This window comes from Streptomyces sp. NPDC052064, assembly GCF_055585925.1.
Map to the genome: position 1 here is coordinate 394,170 of NZ_JBVJJE010000005.1, position 14,749 is coordinate 408,918.

A 14,749-nucleotide genomic window follows, 5' to 3' on the forward strand; every position below is an offset into this window, starting at 1 on the left:
TACCTCCCCCGCGCCCCGTCAGCACGACCGCAAGGAGCCGCAACCATGCGCACCACACGTCCCACCGTCAGAACCCTCCAGATCGCCTGCGCGACCGTCGCGGCGGCCCTGCTGGCCACCGGCTGCGGCCGCAGCGACGACGCCTCAGCCGCAGACAAGGCCCCGGCGAAGATCAGCAGTGGCAAGGCCAAGGGCAAGCTGGTCATGTGGTCCATGGGCGACAAGGCCGACAAGGACCTGGAGAGCCTGGCGAAAAAGTTCGAGCAGCAGAACCCGGACGTGAGGGTCCAGATCACCGCGGTGCCGTGGGACGCCGCGCACGAGAAGCTCACCACCTCGATCGCCGGCGGCAACACCCCGGACATGTCCCTGATCGGCTCCACCTGGATGGCCGAGATGGCCGCCATGAACGGCTTCCAGGCCACCCCGGCCTCCTTCGAGGAGTCCGCGTTCTTCCCCGGTCAGTGGGACACCACGAAGTACAAGGACACCTCCTACGGCGTCCCCTTCACCGCCGACACCTCGGTGCTCTACTACCGCACCGACATCACCACGAAGGCCGGCATCAAGGGTGCCCCGGCCGACGACTGGGACGGCTACCTGAAGGACCTCAAGACCATCCAGGCCACCGCGGGCAAGCAGAACCCCAAGCTGCGCAACGCCACCCAGCTGCAGGTCGGCTTCAACTCCTGGCTGTTCTGGCTGCCGATGGTGTGGCAGCAGGGCGGTGACATCTACGACGCCGACGCGAAGAAGTTCACGTTCGACTCGCCCGCCGTCACCAAGGCCCTGGAGTACTACAGCGGCTTCTTCAAGGACAAGCTGTCGCCGAACGACAAGACCGACGCCCGCCAGAACCTGCAGAACGGGCTGATCGGCACCGTGCAGCAGGGCCCCAGCACCGGCGGCGACCTCCACAAGAACGCCCCCGAGCTGGACAGCAAGTGGCAGACCATGCCCCTGCCCAAGGGCACGCAGGCGGCCGGCCTGGCAGGCGGCAGTGACCTGGCCGTCTTCAAAGACGCCGACAACTCCGACGCGGCCTGGAAGTTCGTCAAGTTCCTCACCGAGCCGAAGAACCTGGCCGCGTACGCGGACGCCTCCGGCAACCTGCCCGCCGCCGTCCAGTCCTGGTCGGAGGGCGACCTCGCCGAGAACCCGAAGATGGCCGCCTTCGAGAGCCAGCTGAAGGTCACCAAGGCGCCCCCGGCGATCACCACCTGGCAGCAGATCGCCGACGCCATCGACTCCGAGCTGGAGAAGCTCGCCTACGGCAAGGCCACCGTCGACCAGGTGCAGAAGACCCTGCAGTCCAGGGCCACCAGCATCGGCACCGGCCGCTGAACCGCCCCCGCATCCCTCGTACGGACGGATGACCACCATGCCCACGAACACCCTCGCCGGGCAGGGCAACCAGGAGCGCGCAGCCGCCAGTCCGGTGGCCCCCAGCCGCAGTCCCGTACCGCGGCGCACCGCGCAGGGCCGCCAGGCCCGCGCCGCGTGGGTCCTCGCCGCCCCGTTCCTCGCCCTGTTCCTCGCCTTCATGCTGCTGCCGGTCGTCTGGTCGACGCTGATGAGCCTGACCGACACCAAGAGCGCCGACCTGCGTACCCCGCTGAACGTGTCGTTCGTCGGCCTCGACAACTACGTACGGCTCTTCCAGGACCCAACGTTCTTCACCGCCCTGCGCAACACGGCGGTGTTCGTCCTGGCGGCCCTGCCCCTGACGCTGGCCGCCGGCCTCGCCGCGGCGGTGGCCCTCGACAGCGGCATCCGGCGCTTCCGCGCCGTGTTCCGGGTCGGCTTCTACCTGCCGGTGATCACCAGCATCGTCGCCGTCGCCGTGGTGTGGAAGACCCTCCTCGAACCCCGCGCGGGCCTAGTGAACACCGTTCTCGCCTGGTTCGGGATCGACGGCCCGGCCTGGCTGGCCGACACCCGGTTCGCCCTGCCCGTCATGATCCTGATGGCCGTGTGGCGCAACCTCGGCACCGTCATGATCATCATGCTGGCGGGCCTGCAGTCCGTGCCCCACTCCCTGCTGGAGGCGGCCGAACTCGACGGCGCCGGCCCCTGGCAGCGCTTCTGGCGGGTCACCTTCCCCCTCCTGCGCCCGGCCCTCCTCCTCACCGCCGTCACCACTGGCATCGGCTACCTGCAGTTCTTCGACGAGCCGTTCGTCATGACCGACGGCGGACCGCTGGACTCCACCCTGTCGGCCACGTTGTACGCCTACCAGCAGTTCGGCAACGGCAACTACGACATCGCCTCGGCGGCCGGATACGTCGTCTTCGTTCTCATCATCGCGCTGACCGTGCTGCAGTTCCGCATACTGCGCGACAAGGACTGATGCCCCATGAGCACCCTTGCTTCCGACAGGAGCCTCCGGCGCCGCCGCATCCGCCATGAGTGGGGCCACCCGTGGCTGTACCTGCCGCTCAGCGGCCTTCTGCTGCTGATGGTCACGCCGTTCCTGTGGATGCTGTCCTCGGCGTTCAAGCCCGAGGCGGACATTCGCAAGATCCCGCCCGACCTGATCCCCACCAGGCCCACACTGACGAACTTCCAGGAGCTGTTCAGCAGCCTGGACTTCACAAGGATGTTCGCCAACTCCGTGATCGTGGCCCTGGCCGTCACCGCCGGGAACCTGATCTTCTGCTCGATGCTCGGCTACGCCCTGGCCAAGCTCGAGTTCCGCGGGCAGCGGGCCGTGTTCACCGTGGTCATCGCGACCCTCATGGTGCCGGGCCTGGTCACCTTCGTGCCGCTGTACGTGCTGGTGGCCAACATGAAGCTGACCGGCTCCCTGCTCGGACTGATCCTGCCGTTCCTCGCCACACCCTTCGGCGTGTTCCTGATGCGGCAGTTCATCTCCACCCTGCCCGACGAGCTCATCGACGCCGCCCGCGTCGACGGCTGCCGTGAGCTGGCCATCTTCTGGAAGATCATCCTCCCGCTGACCAAACCCGCCCTTGCGACCCTGGGGATCATCACCTTCCTCGGCTCCTGGAACAACTTCCTGTGGCCGCTGGTCGTGGCCCAGAACGAAAGCCAGTACACCCTCCCCGTCGGCCTCGCCCTGGCCAGCAGCGGACAGGACTTCACCCGCTTCGGCATCCTCCTTGCCGGAGCCGTCGTCGTCCTGCTCCCGGTAACCATCGTCTTCCTGCTCTTCCAGCGTCACTTCATCGCCGGCATTGCCACCACCGGCCTGAAGTGACCCCAGCTCCGGCGCTCTTACCCGGCCCCCACGCGCCGGTTCCGCACCACCCCCGTCATGCACGCGAGCCGCCGTGCATGGCCGTCATGCCCGCAAGGAGCCGCACCATGAGAAGCACCACCCGGCAATGGCGCCGGACCTCCCTGGCAGCCATCGCGACCCTGATCGCCACGCTCCCCGTCCTCCCGCCAGCCACACCGGCCTCCGCCGGCACCGCCCTCGGGAAGGCGTCGGTCTGGCTCACCAACCCGTCCGCCAAGACGTACCTGTCCCAGCAGTCCCCGGTGACCTGGAAGACCGGACCCGCACCCTCCGGCTCCTCCGGCTCGACGATCACCGTGGACACCACCCGCAAGTACCAGCCCATGACAGGCTTCGGAGCGTCCTTCACCGACTCCTCCGCCTGGCTGGTCGGCACCAAGCTCGACTCGACCCAGCGTGGCGCGCTGATGCGCGACCTGTTCAGCCGCCGCGACGGCATCGGCCTGAGCATCCTGCGCCAGCCCATGGGCGCCAGCGACTTCACCGTCAGCGGCAACTACTCCTACGACGACATGCCCGCCGGCCAGAGTGACCCCACGCTGTCGAACTTCTCGATCGACCACGACCGGGCATACACCATCCCCCTGCTGAAGCAGGCCCGAGCGCTCAATCCGAAGCTGACGGTCATGGCCACCCCCTGGAGCCCGCCGGGGTGGATGAAGACCAGCGACTCGATGAACGGCGGCAGGCTCAAGCCGAACGCCTACCAGCCGTACGCCGACTACTTCACCAAGTACCTCAAGGCGTACGAGGCGGCCGGCGTGCCGGTGCGCTACATCACCCCGCAGAACGAGCCGCTGCACGAGCCGTCCACGTACCCCGGCATGTATCTGCCCGCCGACGAGGCGAAGACCTTCATCACCCGCAACCTCGCCCCGACCCTGCGCAAACAGGGGCTGTCCACGCGCATCCTGGGCTACGACCACAACTGGGACGTCACCGGCTACCCCGAATCCTTCTACGCCGACCCGGCGGCCGCCCGGAACGTCACCGGCACCGCCTGGCACTGCTACGCCGCAGCCGAACTGGTCGTGAACCAGACCGTCGTCCACAACAACTACCCGGGCAAGCCCGCCTTCCAGACCGAGTGCTCCGGCGGCACCTGGGAGGGCGACGAGCAGGGCGGCTTCGCCGGCGCCATGGACAACGTCATCAACGGCCCCCGCAACTGGGCCCAGAGCGTCGTCCGCTGGAACATCGCCCTGGACACCGACGGCGGCCCCAGGAACAACGGATGCCAGGGCTGCCGCCCGGTCGTGGCGGTCTCGCAGAGCGCCGACGGCACATGGTCGTACACACCGACGGCCGACTACTGGGGGCTTGCCCAGGCCAGCAAGTTCGTCCAGCCCGGCGCGCGCCGGGTCGCCTCCAGCACCCTCGGCAAGGGCAATGTCGAGGACGTCGCGTTCACCAACCCCGACGGCACCACCGCCCTGGTCACCTACAACTCCGGCACCCAGGACCGCACGTTCACCGTCCGCTGGGGCAAGCGCCACTTCACCTACACCCTGGCCGCCGGAGCAGCCGCGACCTTCACCTGGAACGGCACCCAGCAGGGCAGCACCGATCCGGCTGCCATCGGCTCCGTCGACCTCCCCTTCCGCAACCCCGACGGCAGCCAGGCCCTGATCTCCTACGACAGCAGCCTGCTCACCCGGCAGCCTCAGATACGCGTCGGCGACCAGTGGCTCGGCTACACCCTGCCCACCGGCGCCTCCCTCACCCCGCCCACCGGCGAGGTGGCCCTGCCCCGCGACAGCTGGCAGGCATCGGCCTCCGCGAGCAGCTCGGACGACCCGCCCACCAAGGCCATCGACGGTGACACAGCCACCCGCTGGAGCGCCGGCCACGGCATGCAACCGGGCGACTGGTTCCAGCTCGACCTCGGCTCCGCCCAGACGTTCAACAAGATCGTCCTGGACGCCAGCGCCTCCTCCGGCGACTTCGCCCGCCAGTACGAGGTGTACACCTCCGACGACGGCACCACCTGGGGCAAGCCGATCGCCACCGGCCCCGGCAGCACCGTGACCCGGATCCTGCTGCCCACCACCACCGCCCGCTACATCCGCGTCGTCAACAAGTCCGACTCCGGCAGCTGGTGGTCCATCCACGACGTCTCCGTCCTCGCTCCCGACGGCAAGCTCACCTCGAACGCCGGTGTGACCAAGGGCGTTCAGCGCAAGAGCGCTCAGCTGCCGGACGGCACCGGGCTGTCGGTGGCGTACAACTCAGGCAGCGGCACCGCGGCGTTCGACATCCGGTGGGGCGGCACAACGTACAGCTACCGACTGCCTGCCGGCGCCGCCGTGATCTTCACCACGCGGTCGGCCTGAACCCATACCCCCCCCAAGGAGGTGGCGTTTCGATGAATCAGTACGGCGAGGCCGTGGGTGACACAGGAGTGAGGCCGGATACCTCACGCCGCAGGTCGGCCTGGGGCCGTTTCACGGCCGTGGCGGCTGCCGCGGTATCGAAGGTGACCAGCCCGGGCGACCGGGCCGGACACGGCACCCGAGGCCGCAACCGGGCCGCGCAGGACACGGTGCCGTCGGCGACCGTCCATCCGCATGCCCGCTCACGCATGACCAGGAGGACAGCGTCCGTCGGGCTGGCTATCGCCTGCCTGCTCTTGGGCACGGCGGCAGTGCCGGCGTCCCCCGCACCCGAGCCAGGTCAGGCCGGTGGCGGCGACGGCTGGGTATTGAGCACGACCGACACATCGAAGAACTACTCCCCGACGTTCATCGGCAACGGCTACCTCGCCGCGCGCGTGCCCGCGGCGGGTCACGGATACAGCAGCACACCCATCGTCACCCAGTCCCAGCTCGCCGGCTTCTACGCCCGTCTGCCCAGCAGGTTCGAGGACCGGGCCAGCCTGCCGAGCTGGGCCACGCTCGGCTTCGGCCGCGGCGGTGACCTCTACGGGATCGGGCGCTGGTCCTGCGCGTTCAACCAGCTGTGTCCGGCGATGTACGGGCAGATCTCCGGCGGCGCGTTCGTGGAGAGGTCCCATCCCGGCTCGGTCGCCGGCGGCTACCTGGCCGGCCTGAACAATGGCGGCAACCCGACGGTCGGCGGCGCCGGCGTCATCCCGATTCGTGACGCACCCGCCGGAAAGGCGACGCTGGCCGTCCGGTACGCCAACGGGAGCGGCGACCCGCAGACCATCCACCTCGGCGTCAACGGCACGCTCCAGCAACTGACCCTGCCCAGCACGGGCGGCTGGGACGACTGGGCGACGCTGACCGTGCCGGTGACGCTGACGGCGGGCGCGAACACGCTCAAGATCACCGTCGAGGAGGGTGACACGGCCCGGGTCAACGTCGACTACCTCACGGTGTACCCGGACGGCGCACAGCCACCCACCGACATGGCCTCCGCCACCATCGGCACCACCAGCAAGTACCGGCAGTCGCTGGACCTGCGTACCGGCGTGCTGAGCACGTCGTTCGACTGGACCTCCCCGGCGGGCGACACGACCAGCTTCGACTACGAGGTCAACGCCAACCGTGCGGACGGCCATCTGGGCACGGTGAGCGTGCGGGCAGTCCCGCACTGGAGCGGAACCGCCACCGTCGTGGACCAGTTCGACGGCCAGGGACTGAAATACGCCTCGACCAGGAACGCGCGCGTCGACGGCAGGACAGCGACGCTGTCACAGACCGTCGTGAGCGACGGGAACCTGGTCACCGCCGGACTGAACTCCGTACTCCGCGTCAACGACAGAGCCGTGCCGACCAAGGCGATGGCCGTACCCGACGACGGCACCGCCGGGCAGAGCGCGACCATCCCGGTCCGCGCCGGTCAGCCGCTACGGATCACCAAGTACGTGGGCGTGGCCTCCAGCGTCGACACCGACCGGTCGCTTCGGTCCGCGACCCCGCAGCAGGCCGCTGCGAAGACCGCGGCCCGAGCATCCGCGTACGGTTACCGACAAGCGCTCGCCCGCAACAGCAAGGCATGGTCCCGCCTGTGGCAGTCGAGCATCTCGATCCCCGGTGACAGCGCCATGACCGCGCAGATCCGCGCGTCCATGTTCTACCTGCTCGCAAGCACGCGCGCCGGCGTCGACTGGAGCATCAGCCCGGCCGGACTGTCCTCGGACGGCTACGGCGGCCACGTGTTCTGGGACACGGAGACCTGGATGTACCCGGCCCTGCTCGCCCAGCACCCCGACATAGCACGCGGCGCGAACACCTACCGGCAGAAACTGCTGGCCGCCGCCAGGGCCGCAGCGAAGGAACTGTCCACTCCCGCCCACCCCATCAAGGGCGCGAAGTTCCCGTGGCAGAGCGCGCTGACCGGCAAGGAGGAGACCCCGCCGCCCTGGAACGAGGGCAACACCGAGATCCACATCAACTCCGACATCGCCCTGGCCCAGTGGCAGTACTACCAGGCGAGCGGCGACGAGCGGTGGCTGCGGGACAAGGCGTGGCCGGTGCTGAAGGACATCGCCGACTACTGGGCCACGCGCGCCGAGCCCGACCCGGCCGGCGGATACGACATCAACGACGTCATGGGCCCCGACGAGTACCACGACTACGTCGACAACAGCGTGACCACCAACGCCGGCGCCCAGGCATCGCTGCGTATCGCCGTCAGCGCCGCCCGCATCCTCGGCCGGCCCGCCGACCCGGCATGGAGCAAGGTCGCCGACGGCCTGAAGATCCCGGTGGACACGACACTCAACATCCACCCCGAGTTCGAGGGCTACAACGGGCAGACCGTCAAGCAGGCCGACGTCACCCTGCTGCAATACCCCTGGGCTGTCCCGATGCCGCCCAGCCTGGCCCAGAACGACCTCGACTACTACCAGGCACGCACCGACCCGAACGGCCCGTCTATGACGGACGCGATCGCCACCATCGCCACCGCAGCCCTCGGATCTCCGGGCTGCCAGACCTACACCTACATGCGGAACAGCGTGGACCCCTACCAGGCCGCACCGTTCAACCAGTGGTACGAGACCCGCAATGGCGGAGCCTTCAACTTCACCACCGGCCAGGGAGGCTACCTACAGGAGTTCCTCTACGGCTTCACCGGGATGCGCTGGGGAACCGACACGATCACCATCGACCCCTTCCTGCCGCCGCAGCTCCCGGGCGTCGACATCACCGGGGTGAAATGGCAGGGGCGCACCTTCGACCTGTCTGTCGGCCAGCAGACCACGAAGCTGACCCTGCGCTCCGGCCCGCCGCTTCCCGTCCGAGTCGGCCTTGGCAGCGATGACGTGCGCAAGGTCAAGCCCGGCACAGCGCTGAAGGTGCCCACACGGCACCCGGCCGGCGACGCGACGAACTGCAAACCGTAAACACGCCGGGCGCCGACCGCAGTCGTCCGCGATCGTCGTAACCACGGCACGGCCTGCACGGCACAGCGGTCGGCCAGCCCGAACCGTCACTGACCGTGCCCCCCTCAGCCGGATGCATCCGCTGCTCCGGCCGAGGGTGCCCCGAACGGCCACCGCCTCCGTCACCAGCGGAGGTGGTGGCCGTGCCCCGTTCGGCTCGTTCCTGGTGGAGCTGGGCGTCTGCGAGCGTCCTGTTGTGCCGGATCACCCGGCACGCCGTCGGCGGCCCTGCAACTGCTGCACCATATCCGCGAACACGCCGCACTCCGAGACCAGCGCGGTGGCCCGTTCCAGCACGTGCCGATCCCCGCGGGAGCGGATCAGCCGGATGACTGCGGTGCGGATGGCGTCGTACTCCGAGTCCTCGACGACGTGCTCCGAGGCGGTAATGACGTCGGCCTTCACCGTCCTTCGCTCGCCCTGGTGCTCCCCGGCGACGAACACAGCGCGCTGCTGCTTGGCCTGCCGGTACGTGGCGTTGAAGGCGTCCATGCCCGTCTCATCGGGGATGAGGTAAAGGTGCAAGGGGCCGGCAGCAGCTGCATGAGGAGCGGCGCTACCGGTGGTGCGGCGGGCCGGACGGGTGTGGTGGCGGGGGCCCTTGGTTCGTCGTTATGCGCCGATGGGACCACGGAACGTGGGGGAGCGGAGTAGTAGGAGGATGGCGAGGGTGATGGCAAGAACCAGTGACATCGAGAAGGCGGCCGGTGTACTGCGCGCCGGGGGCCTGGTGGCTCTCCCGACCGAGACCGTCTACGGTCTGGGCGCCAACGCCGAGGATCCCGCCGCGGTCGCGCGCATCTTCCAGGTCAAGGGGCGCCCGCCCTCCCACCCCCTGATCGTCCACATCGGCGGCGCGGAGCACCTGGACGACTGGGCCGAGGACGTGCCCGCAACCGCGCGCCTGTTGGCCGAACGCTTCTGGCCGGGGCCCCTGACGCTGGTCCTGCGGCGCGGTTGCCGGGTGCCCCTCGAAGCGACTGGCGGGCTGGAGACTGTGGCCGTGCGGGTGCCCGACCACCCCGTGGCACTCGCGCTGCTGTCGGCCTTCGGGGGCGGTGTCGCAGCCCCGTCCGCCAACCGCTTCGGCTCGGTCAGCCCCACAACGGCCGACCACGTCCGTGCGGAGCTTGGTGCTGCCGTCGACTTCGGGCTGGACGGCGGGCCCTGCGAGGTCGGTGTCGAGTCGACCATCGTCGACGCCACGGGCGATGTTCCGAGCGTTCTTCGGCCCGGTGGGGTGACGCGCGAGGAGCTTGAAGCGGTGCTGGGTTGCCCGCTTGCGGTCCCTTCGACGAGCCGCGTTCGGGTGCCGGGTCAGCATCCGTCCCACTACGCGCCGCGGGCGCGGGTCGTCCTCGTCGAGCCCGAGAAGGTCGTCGCCGAAGCGGAGCTCACGCAGGAGCTGGGGCACCAGGTGGGAGTTTTCCCTCCCCCCTCCCTCGCCGATGCCCCGGTGAAGGCGCACGCCGTGGTGGCGGTTCCCGGTTCGATGGCCGCCTACGCGCGCGGGCTGTATGGGTTCCTGCGCGAGCTCGACCAGCGTGGGTGCGACCTCATCGTCGCCTCGTTGCCGGTGGAGGACGGGTTGGGACTGGCGATCGCAAACCGGCTCCGCCGCGCCGCTGGGCCCCGGCCCTCTTGAAATGACCAGTACCGACGCCGTTCGGTGGTCCTGCCACAGCGCCCACCGGGTGCGCGCCGACCCCGAATTGCGCACGGTCCTGCCGCACCCGCACGCCGACTTGGAGCGGTAGCCGCACCCCCCGGCGGAACCCTCGGCCTGACACCGCAGTACGCGGCCATGAGCGGGCCACGGACGCCTCGACCTACCCGGAAATCTCTTTGTTTCGCGCACGTGCTGTCGGCGCCGGGCGTCGGCTGACGAATCGTCTCGATTGACGATCGGGTTTGAACACAGGGGCCGATGTGTTGGGAGGGGCGGAAGGATAGGCGGGTGCTGTCCCGGGTCGTGGGGTCTGACTCATGATTTCTCTGACCGAGGTGTCCTGGTGTCACAGTGTCGGCCGTTGGGCCGGGGACGGTGCGTTGTCGGTGCCGGGCTGGCGGGGCGTGTCCCGATAGGGGCCTGCCGATGGTTGTGGCGTCCTCACGATTCTGACCGCCCGAGGCGGCCCGGTACCGGCAACGCGACATGACATCGGACCGGAAGGGGAACGGGCATGTCCAGATCGACCGTGCCCAGTACGTCGGCTGCTCCGAAGACCCGCCGTCGCCGCCCTTCGGGGGAGGTGGTGTTGGGAGTGGACACGCACCGTGATGCCCATATGGCTGCGGTGCTCTCCTTGACGGGGGCTGTGCTTGCCACCGACGAGTTCCCGGCCACCGCGGCTGGATACCGTGAGCTGCTGAAGTGGGCCAGGAAGTTGGGCGTGGTGGGGCGGGCCGGGGTGGAGGGGACCGGCTCCTACGGGGCGTCCCTGTCGCGCTATCTGCTGGCCCAGGGCATAGACGTGTTTGACGTGAACCGGATGGACCGCGCAGATCGCCGCCGGCGCGGCAAATCGGATCCGCTCGATGCCCAGAACGCGGCCAGGGCCGTATTGAGCGGGCGGACGTGCGCGCGGGCCAAAGCGGGCGACGGTCCGGTGCAGATCGCGAGAATGTACAAACTCACGAAGGCGTCGGCCGTCAAAGCCCGTACGCAGGCCATCAATCAGCTCAAGGCCGTCCTCGTCACTGCTGACCCCGTCTTGCGGGAAGAGCTGGCCGGACTGGGCAATGCCGAACTTTTCCGTACCTGTGCGCGGTTCACCGACGTGAGTGGTCACGGGGAGGTCGGTGAGGAGTCGGTGCTGCAGGCCACGCGGATCACGCTGGGTCCGCTGGCTGATCGGATCGGCCAGCTCTCCGAGCAGATCCGGGAGGTGGACGCTCGTATGGCCCGGCTTGTGGAAGGTCATGCCCCGCAGTTGCTCGAGGTGGTGGGGATCGGTCCGGACACGGCCGTCACTTTGCTGATCACGGTGGGGGACAACCCGGAGCGGTTGGACAGCGAGGCGTCCTTCGCCGCGCTGTGCGGCGTCAGCCCCGTCGAGCGTTCCTCGGGACGCCGGCAGTTCCGTCGCCTCAACCGCGGCGGCGACCGTCAGGCCAACGCCGCGCTCCACCGCATCGTCTTCACCCGCCTGCGGGTCGACCCGCGCACCCAGGACTACTACGAGCGCCGCATCAAGGAGGGCAAGACCCGACGCGAAATCGTCCGGTGCCTCAAACGCTACGCGGCCCGGGAGGTCTTCCACCTGGTCAAACAGCCACAACCAGCACCCCGCTCATAGGGGCTGTCGTGACAGATGAGAGGCTCAGACGGGTGAGCGAGACACCACCGAACACCCTGCAATACCGCTTTGACGGGCCAGAAGAGGCTCCCGTCCTGATCTTGGGTCCCTCACTGGGTACCACATGGCACATGTGGGACCGCCAGATCCCCGAGCTGATCAAGCAGTGGCGCGTCTTCCGGTTCGACATGCCGGGACACGGCGGCGCTCCCGCGTACCCGGCGGGCTCGGTCACCGACCTCACCACACGGCTGCTGACGACCCTCGAAGGGCTCGGCGTGCAGCGCTTCGGCTACGCGGGCTGCGCCCTCGGCGGCGCGGTCGGCATCGAGCTGGCCCTGCGCCACCCCGAGCGGCTGGCCTCCCTCGCGCTGATCGCCGCCTCGCCACGCTTCGGCACGGCCGACGAGTTCCGGCAGAGAGGCGTGATCGTCCGCACGAACGGCCTCGACCCCATCGCCCGTACCGCGCCCGAGCGCTGGTTCACCGGCGGGTTCGCCGCCGCGCAGCCCGCGATCACCGAGTGGGCCGTGCAGATGGTGCGCACCACCGATCCCGGCTGCTACATCGCCGCCTGCGAGGCGCTCGCCTCGTTCGACGTCCGGGCCGAGCTCGGGCGGGTCGGCGTGCCGACGCTGGTCCTCGTCGGATCGGACGACCAGGTCACCGGCCCGGCCGAGGCCCGCACCCTGGTCGCCGGCATCCCGGACGCCCGCCTCGCCGTCGTCCCCGGCGCCTCCCACCTGGTGCCGGTGGAGCAGCCCGCGGCCGTCACCGACCTGCTGGTGCGGCACTTCTCGACCGCCTGGCAGCCCGCCTTCGAGACCTCCACCGGCCAGACCGCCCTGCCCGCGGCCGCCGTCAAGCCGGTCCTGTCCGCCGCCCCTGCCCAGCCCGTCCAGACCGGGCCCGTCGCCGAGATCGCCTCGGTCGTACCGCCGCAGCCCCAGGGACGGCCCGACCCCTACGACGCCGGGCTCAAGGTCCGCCGCGAGGTGCTGGGCGACGCGCACGTCGACCGGGCGCTGGCGCAGGCCGACGAGTTCTCCGGGGACTTCCAGGAGTTCATCACCCGCTACGCCTGGGGCGAGATCTGGGACCGCCCCGGCCTCGACCGGCGCACCCGCAGCTGCATCACCCTCACCGCCCTGGTCGCCGGCGGCCACCTCGACGAACTGGCCTTCCACACCAGAGCCGCCCTGCGCAACGGCCTCACCCCGGGCGAGATCAAGGAGGTGCTGCTCCAGGCGGCCGTCTACTGCGGCGTACCGGCGGCGAACAGCGCGTTCAAGGTGGCCCAGCAGGTCATCCGTGAGGAGACCACGCCCCAGGAGTGAGCCCGCGGGGGAGCGCGGAGGCAGGATGGATTCATGAAGCTCACGAAGAAGTCGCACGCCTGCGTCCGCCTCGAGAAGGACGGCCGCACCCTCGTCCTCGACCCGGGCGGGTTCAGCGAGGAGGACGCCGCGCTCGGTGCGGACGCGATCCTCGTCACCCATGAGCACCCCGACCACTTCGACGAGTTCCGGCTGCGTGCCGCGATGGAGAACAACCCGGCGGCCGAGATCTGGACCCTGAAGGCGGTCGCGGAGAAGATCTCGTCCGCCTTCCCCGGCCGCGTCCACACCGTCGGCCACGGCGACACCTTCACGGCCGCCGGCTTCGACGTCCAGGTCCACGGCGAGCTCCACGCGGTGATCCACCCGGACATTCCGCGGATCACCAACGTCGGCTACCTCGTCGACGGCGGCAAGGTCTTCCACCCCGGCGACGCCTTCACCGTCCCCGGCCACCGGGTCGAGACGCTGATGCTCCCGGTGATGGCCCCCTGGAGCAAGATCTCGGAGGTCATCGACTACGTCCGCGAGGTCAGGCCGCAGCGCGCCTACGACATCCACGACGCCTACCTCACCGATCTCGCCCGCCCGATCTACGACCGCCAGATCGGGCAGCTCGGCGGCTCGGAGCACCTGCGGCTGACACCGGGAGACTCCGCCGAGGTCTGAGGCTCCAGGGGACCGGGCCGCGATGTCAGACCCGCCGGGTAGGTTGTGGGACATGCGCATCGCGACCTGGAACGTGAACTCGATCACCGCCCGCCTGCCGAGGCTCCTGGCCTGGCTGGAGAGCAGCGGCACGGACGTGCTGTGCCTCCAGGAGGCCAAGGTCACCGAGGACCAGTTCCCGACGGAGCAACTGCGCGAGCTGGGCTACGAGTCGGCGGTCCACGCGACCGGCCGGTGGAACGGCGTGGCGGTGCTCTCCCGCGTCGGCATCGAGGACGTCGTCAAGGGCCTGCCCGGCGACCCCGGCTTCGACGGCTCGGTGGAGCCCCGCGCCATCTCGGCGACGTGCGGCCCGCTCCGCGTCTGGTCGGTCTACGTGCCGAACGGCCGTGAGGTGGACCATCCCCACTACGCCTACAAGCTCCAGTGGTTCGAGGCCCTCAAGGCCGCCGTCGCCGGAGACGCGTCCGGCAGCCGCCCCTTCGCGGTGATGGGCGACTACAACGTGGCACCGACGGACGACGACGTCTTCGACCGCGCGGCCTTCGAGGGCGCCACCCACGTCACTCCCGCCGAGCGCGCCGCCCTGGCCTCCCTGCGCGAGGCGGGCCTGTCCGACGTGGTCCCGCGGCCCCTCAAGTACGAGCACCCGTTCACGTACTGGGACTACCGCCAGCTCTGTTTCCCGAAGAACCGCGGCATGCGCATCGACCTGGTGTACGCCAACCAGCCGTTCACGAAGGTGGTCAAGGACGCGTACGTGGACCGCGAGGAGCGCAAGGGCAAGGGCGCGTCGGACCACGCGCCGGTCGTGGTGGACCTGGATGTCTAG

11 protein-coding genes are annotated in these 14,749 nt (G+C 69.5%); 10 read left to right on the top strand and 1 reads right to left on the bottom strand.

Features of this window, described 5'->3' with window-relative positions; translation table 11 throughout:
• The first annotated feature begins 45 nt into the window (after nucleotides 1-45).
• The 5 genes from ACZ6TU_RS16255 to ACZ6TU_RS16275 all read left to right on the top strand — a co-directional run bounded on the left by ACZ6TU_RS16255 (nucleotide 46) and on the right by ACZ6TU_RS16275 (nucleotide 8,573).
• Nucleotides 46-1,344: an extracellular solute-binding protein gene (locus tag ACZ6TU_RS16255; RefSeq protein ID WP_469548920.1), complete on the top strand. Its 1,299-nt coding sequence runs from the start codon at nucleotides 46-48 to the stop codon at nucleotides 1,342-1,344.
• Nucleotides 1,345-1,381: 37 nt separating this feature from the next.
• Complete coding sequence (locus ACZ6TU_RS16260) at nucleotides 1,382-2,350, top strand: carbohydrate ABC transporter permease (RefSeq protein WP_467670048.1); 969 nt, start codon at nucleotides 1,382-1,384, stop codon at nucleotides 2,348-2,350.
• A gap of 6 nt (nucleotides 2,351-2,356) precedes the next feature.
• Nucleotides 2,357-3,220 (top strand): carbohydrate ABC transporter permease, encoded by an 864-nt coding sequence (locus tag ACZ6TU_RS16265; protein ID WP_467670049.1) that lies wholly within the window; start codon nucleotides 2,357-2,359, stop codon nucleotides 3,218-3,220.
• A gap of 107 nt (nucleotides 3,221-3,327) precedes the next feature.
• Nucleotides 3,328-5,595, top strand: coding sequence for a discoidin domain-containing protein (locus ACZ6TU_RS16270; protein WP_469548924.1), 2,268 nt, complete (start codon nucleotides 3,328-3,330; stop codon nucleotides 5,593-5,595).
• Between the two features lie 32 nt (nucleotides 5,596-5,627).
• On the top strand, nucleotides 5,628-8,573 hold the full coding sequence (locus tag ACZ6TU_RS16275) for a glycosyl hydrolase family 65 domain-containing protein (protein WP_469548927.1): 2,946 nt from the start codon (nucleotides 5,628-5,630) through the stop codon (nucleotides 8,571-8,573).
• 243 nt (nucleotides 8,574-8,816) lie between these two features.
• Here the strand turns inward: ACZ6TU_RS16275 and ACZ6TU_RS16280 are convergent, their stop codons facing one another.
• Complete coding sequence (locus ACZ6TU_RS16280) at nucleotides 8,817-9,104, bottom strand: hypothetical protein (RefSeq protein WP_467670055.1); 288 nt, start codon at nucleotides 9,102-9,104, stop codon at nucleotides 8,817-8,819.
• A 181-nt stretch (nucleotides 9,105-9,285) separates the two neighbouring features.
• Here ACZ6TU_RS16280 and ACZ6TU_RS16285 point away from each other — a divergent pair, with 181 nt between their 5' ends.
• The 5 genes from ACZ6TU_RS16285 to ACZ6TU_RS16305 all read left to right on the top strand — a co-directional run bounded on the left by ACZ6TU_RS16285 (nucleotide 9,286) and on the right by ACZ6TU_RS16305 (nucleotide 14,749).
• Nucleotides 9,286-10,257 (top strand): L-threonylcarbamoyladenylate synthase, encoded by a 972-nt coding sequence (locus ACZ6TU_RS16285; RefSeq protein ID WP_469548930.1) that lies wholly within the window; start codon nucleotides 9,286-9,288, stop codon nucleotides 10,255-10,257.
• A gap of 538 nt (nucleotides 10,258-10,795) precedes the next feature.
• Nucleotides 10,796-11,911 (top strand): IS110 family RNA-guided transposase, encoded by a 1,116-nt coding sequence (locus ACZ6TU_RS16290; protein ID WP_467670059.1) that lies wholly within the window; start codon nucleotides 10,796-10,798, stop codon nucleotides 11,909-11,911.
• A gap of 32 nt (nucleotides 11,912-11,943) precedes the next feature.
• Nucleotides 11,944-13,248: a bifunctional 3-oxoadipate enol-lactonase/4-carboxymuconolactone decarboxylase PcaDC gene (gene pcaDC, locus ACZ6TU_RS16295; RefSeq protein ID WP_467670061.1), complete on the top strand. Its 1,305-nt coding sequence runs from the start codon at nucleotides 11,944-11,946 to the stop codon at nucleotides 13,246-13,248.
• 33 nt (nucleotides 13,249-13,281) lie between these two features.
• The gene (locus tag ACZ6TU_RS16300) at nucleotides 13,282-13,917 is read left to right on the top strand and encodes an MBL fold metallo-hydrolase (protein ID WP_469548933.1); all 636 of its coding nucleotides are present in this window, start codon (nucleotides 13,282-13,284) and stop codon (nucleotides 13,915-13,917) included.
• A gap of 52 nt (nucleotides 13,918-13,969) precedes the next feature.
• The gene (locus ACZ6TU_RS16305; protein ID WP_467670065.1) at nucleotides 13,970-14,749 is read left to right on the top strand and encodes an exodeoxyribonuclease III; all 780 of its coding nucleotides are present in this window, start codon (nucleotides 13,970-13,972) and stop codon (nucleotides 14,747-14,749) included.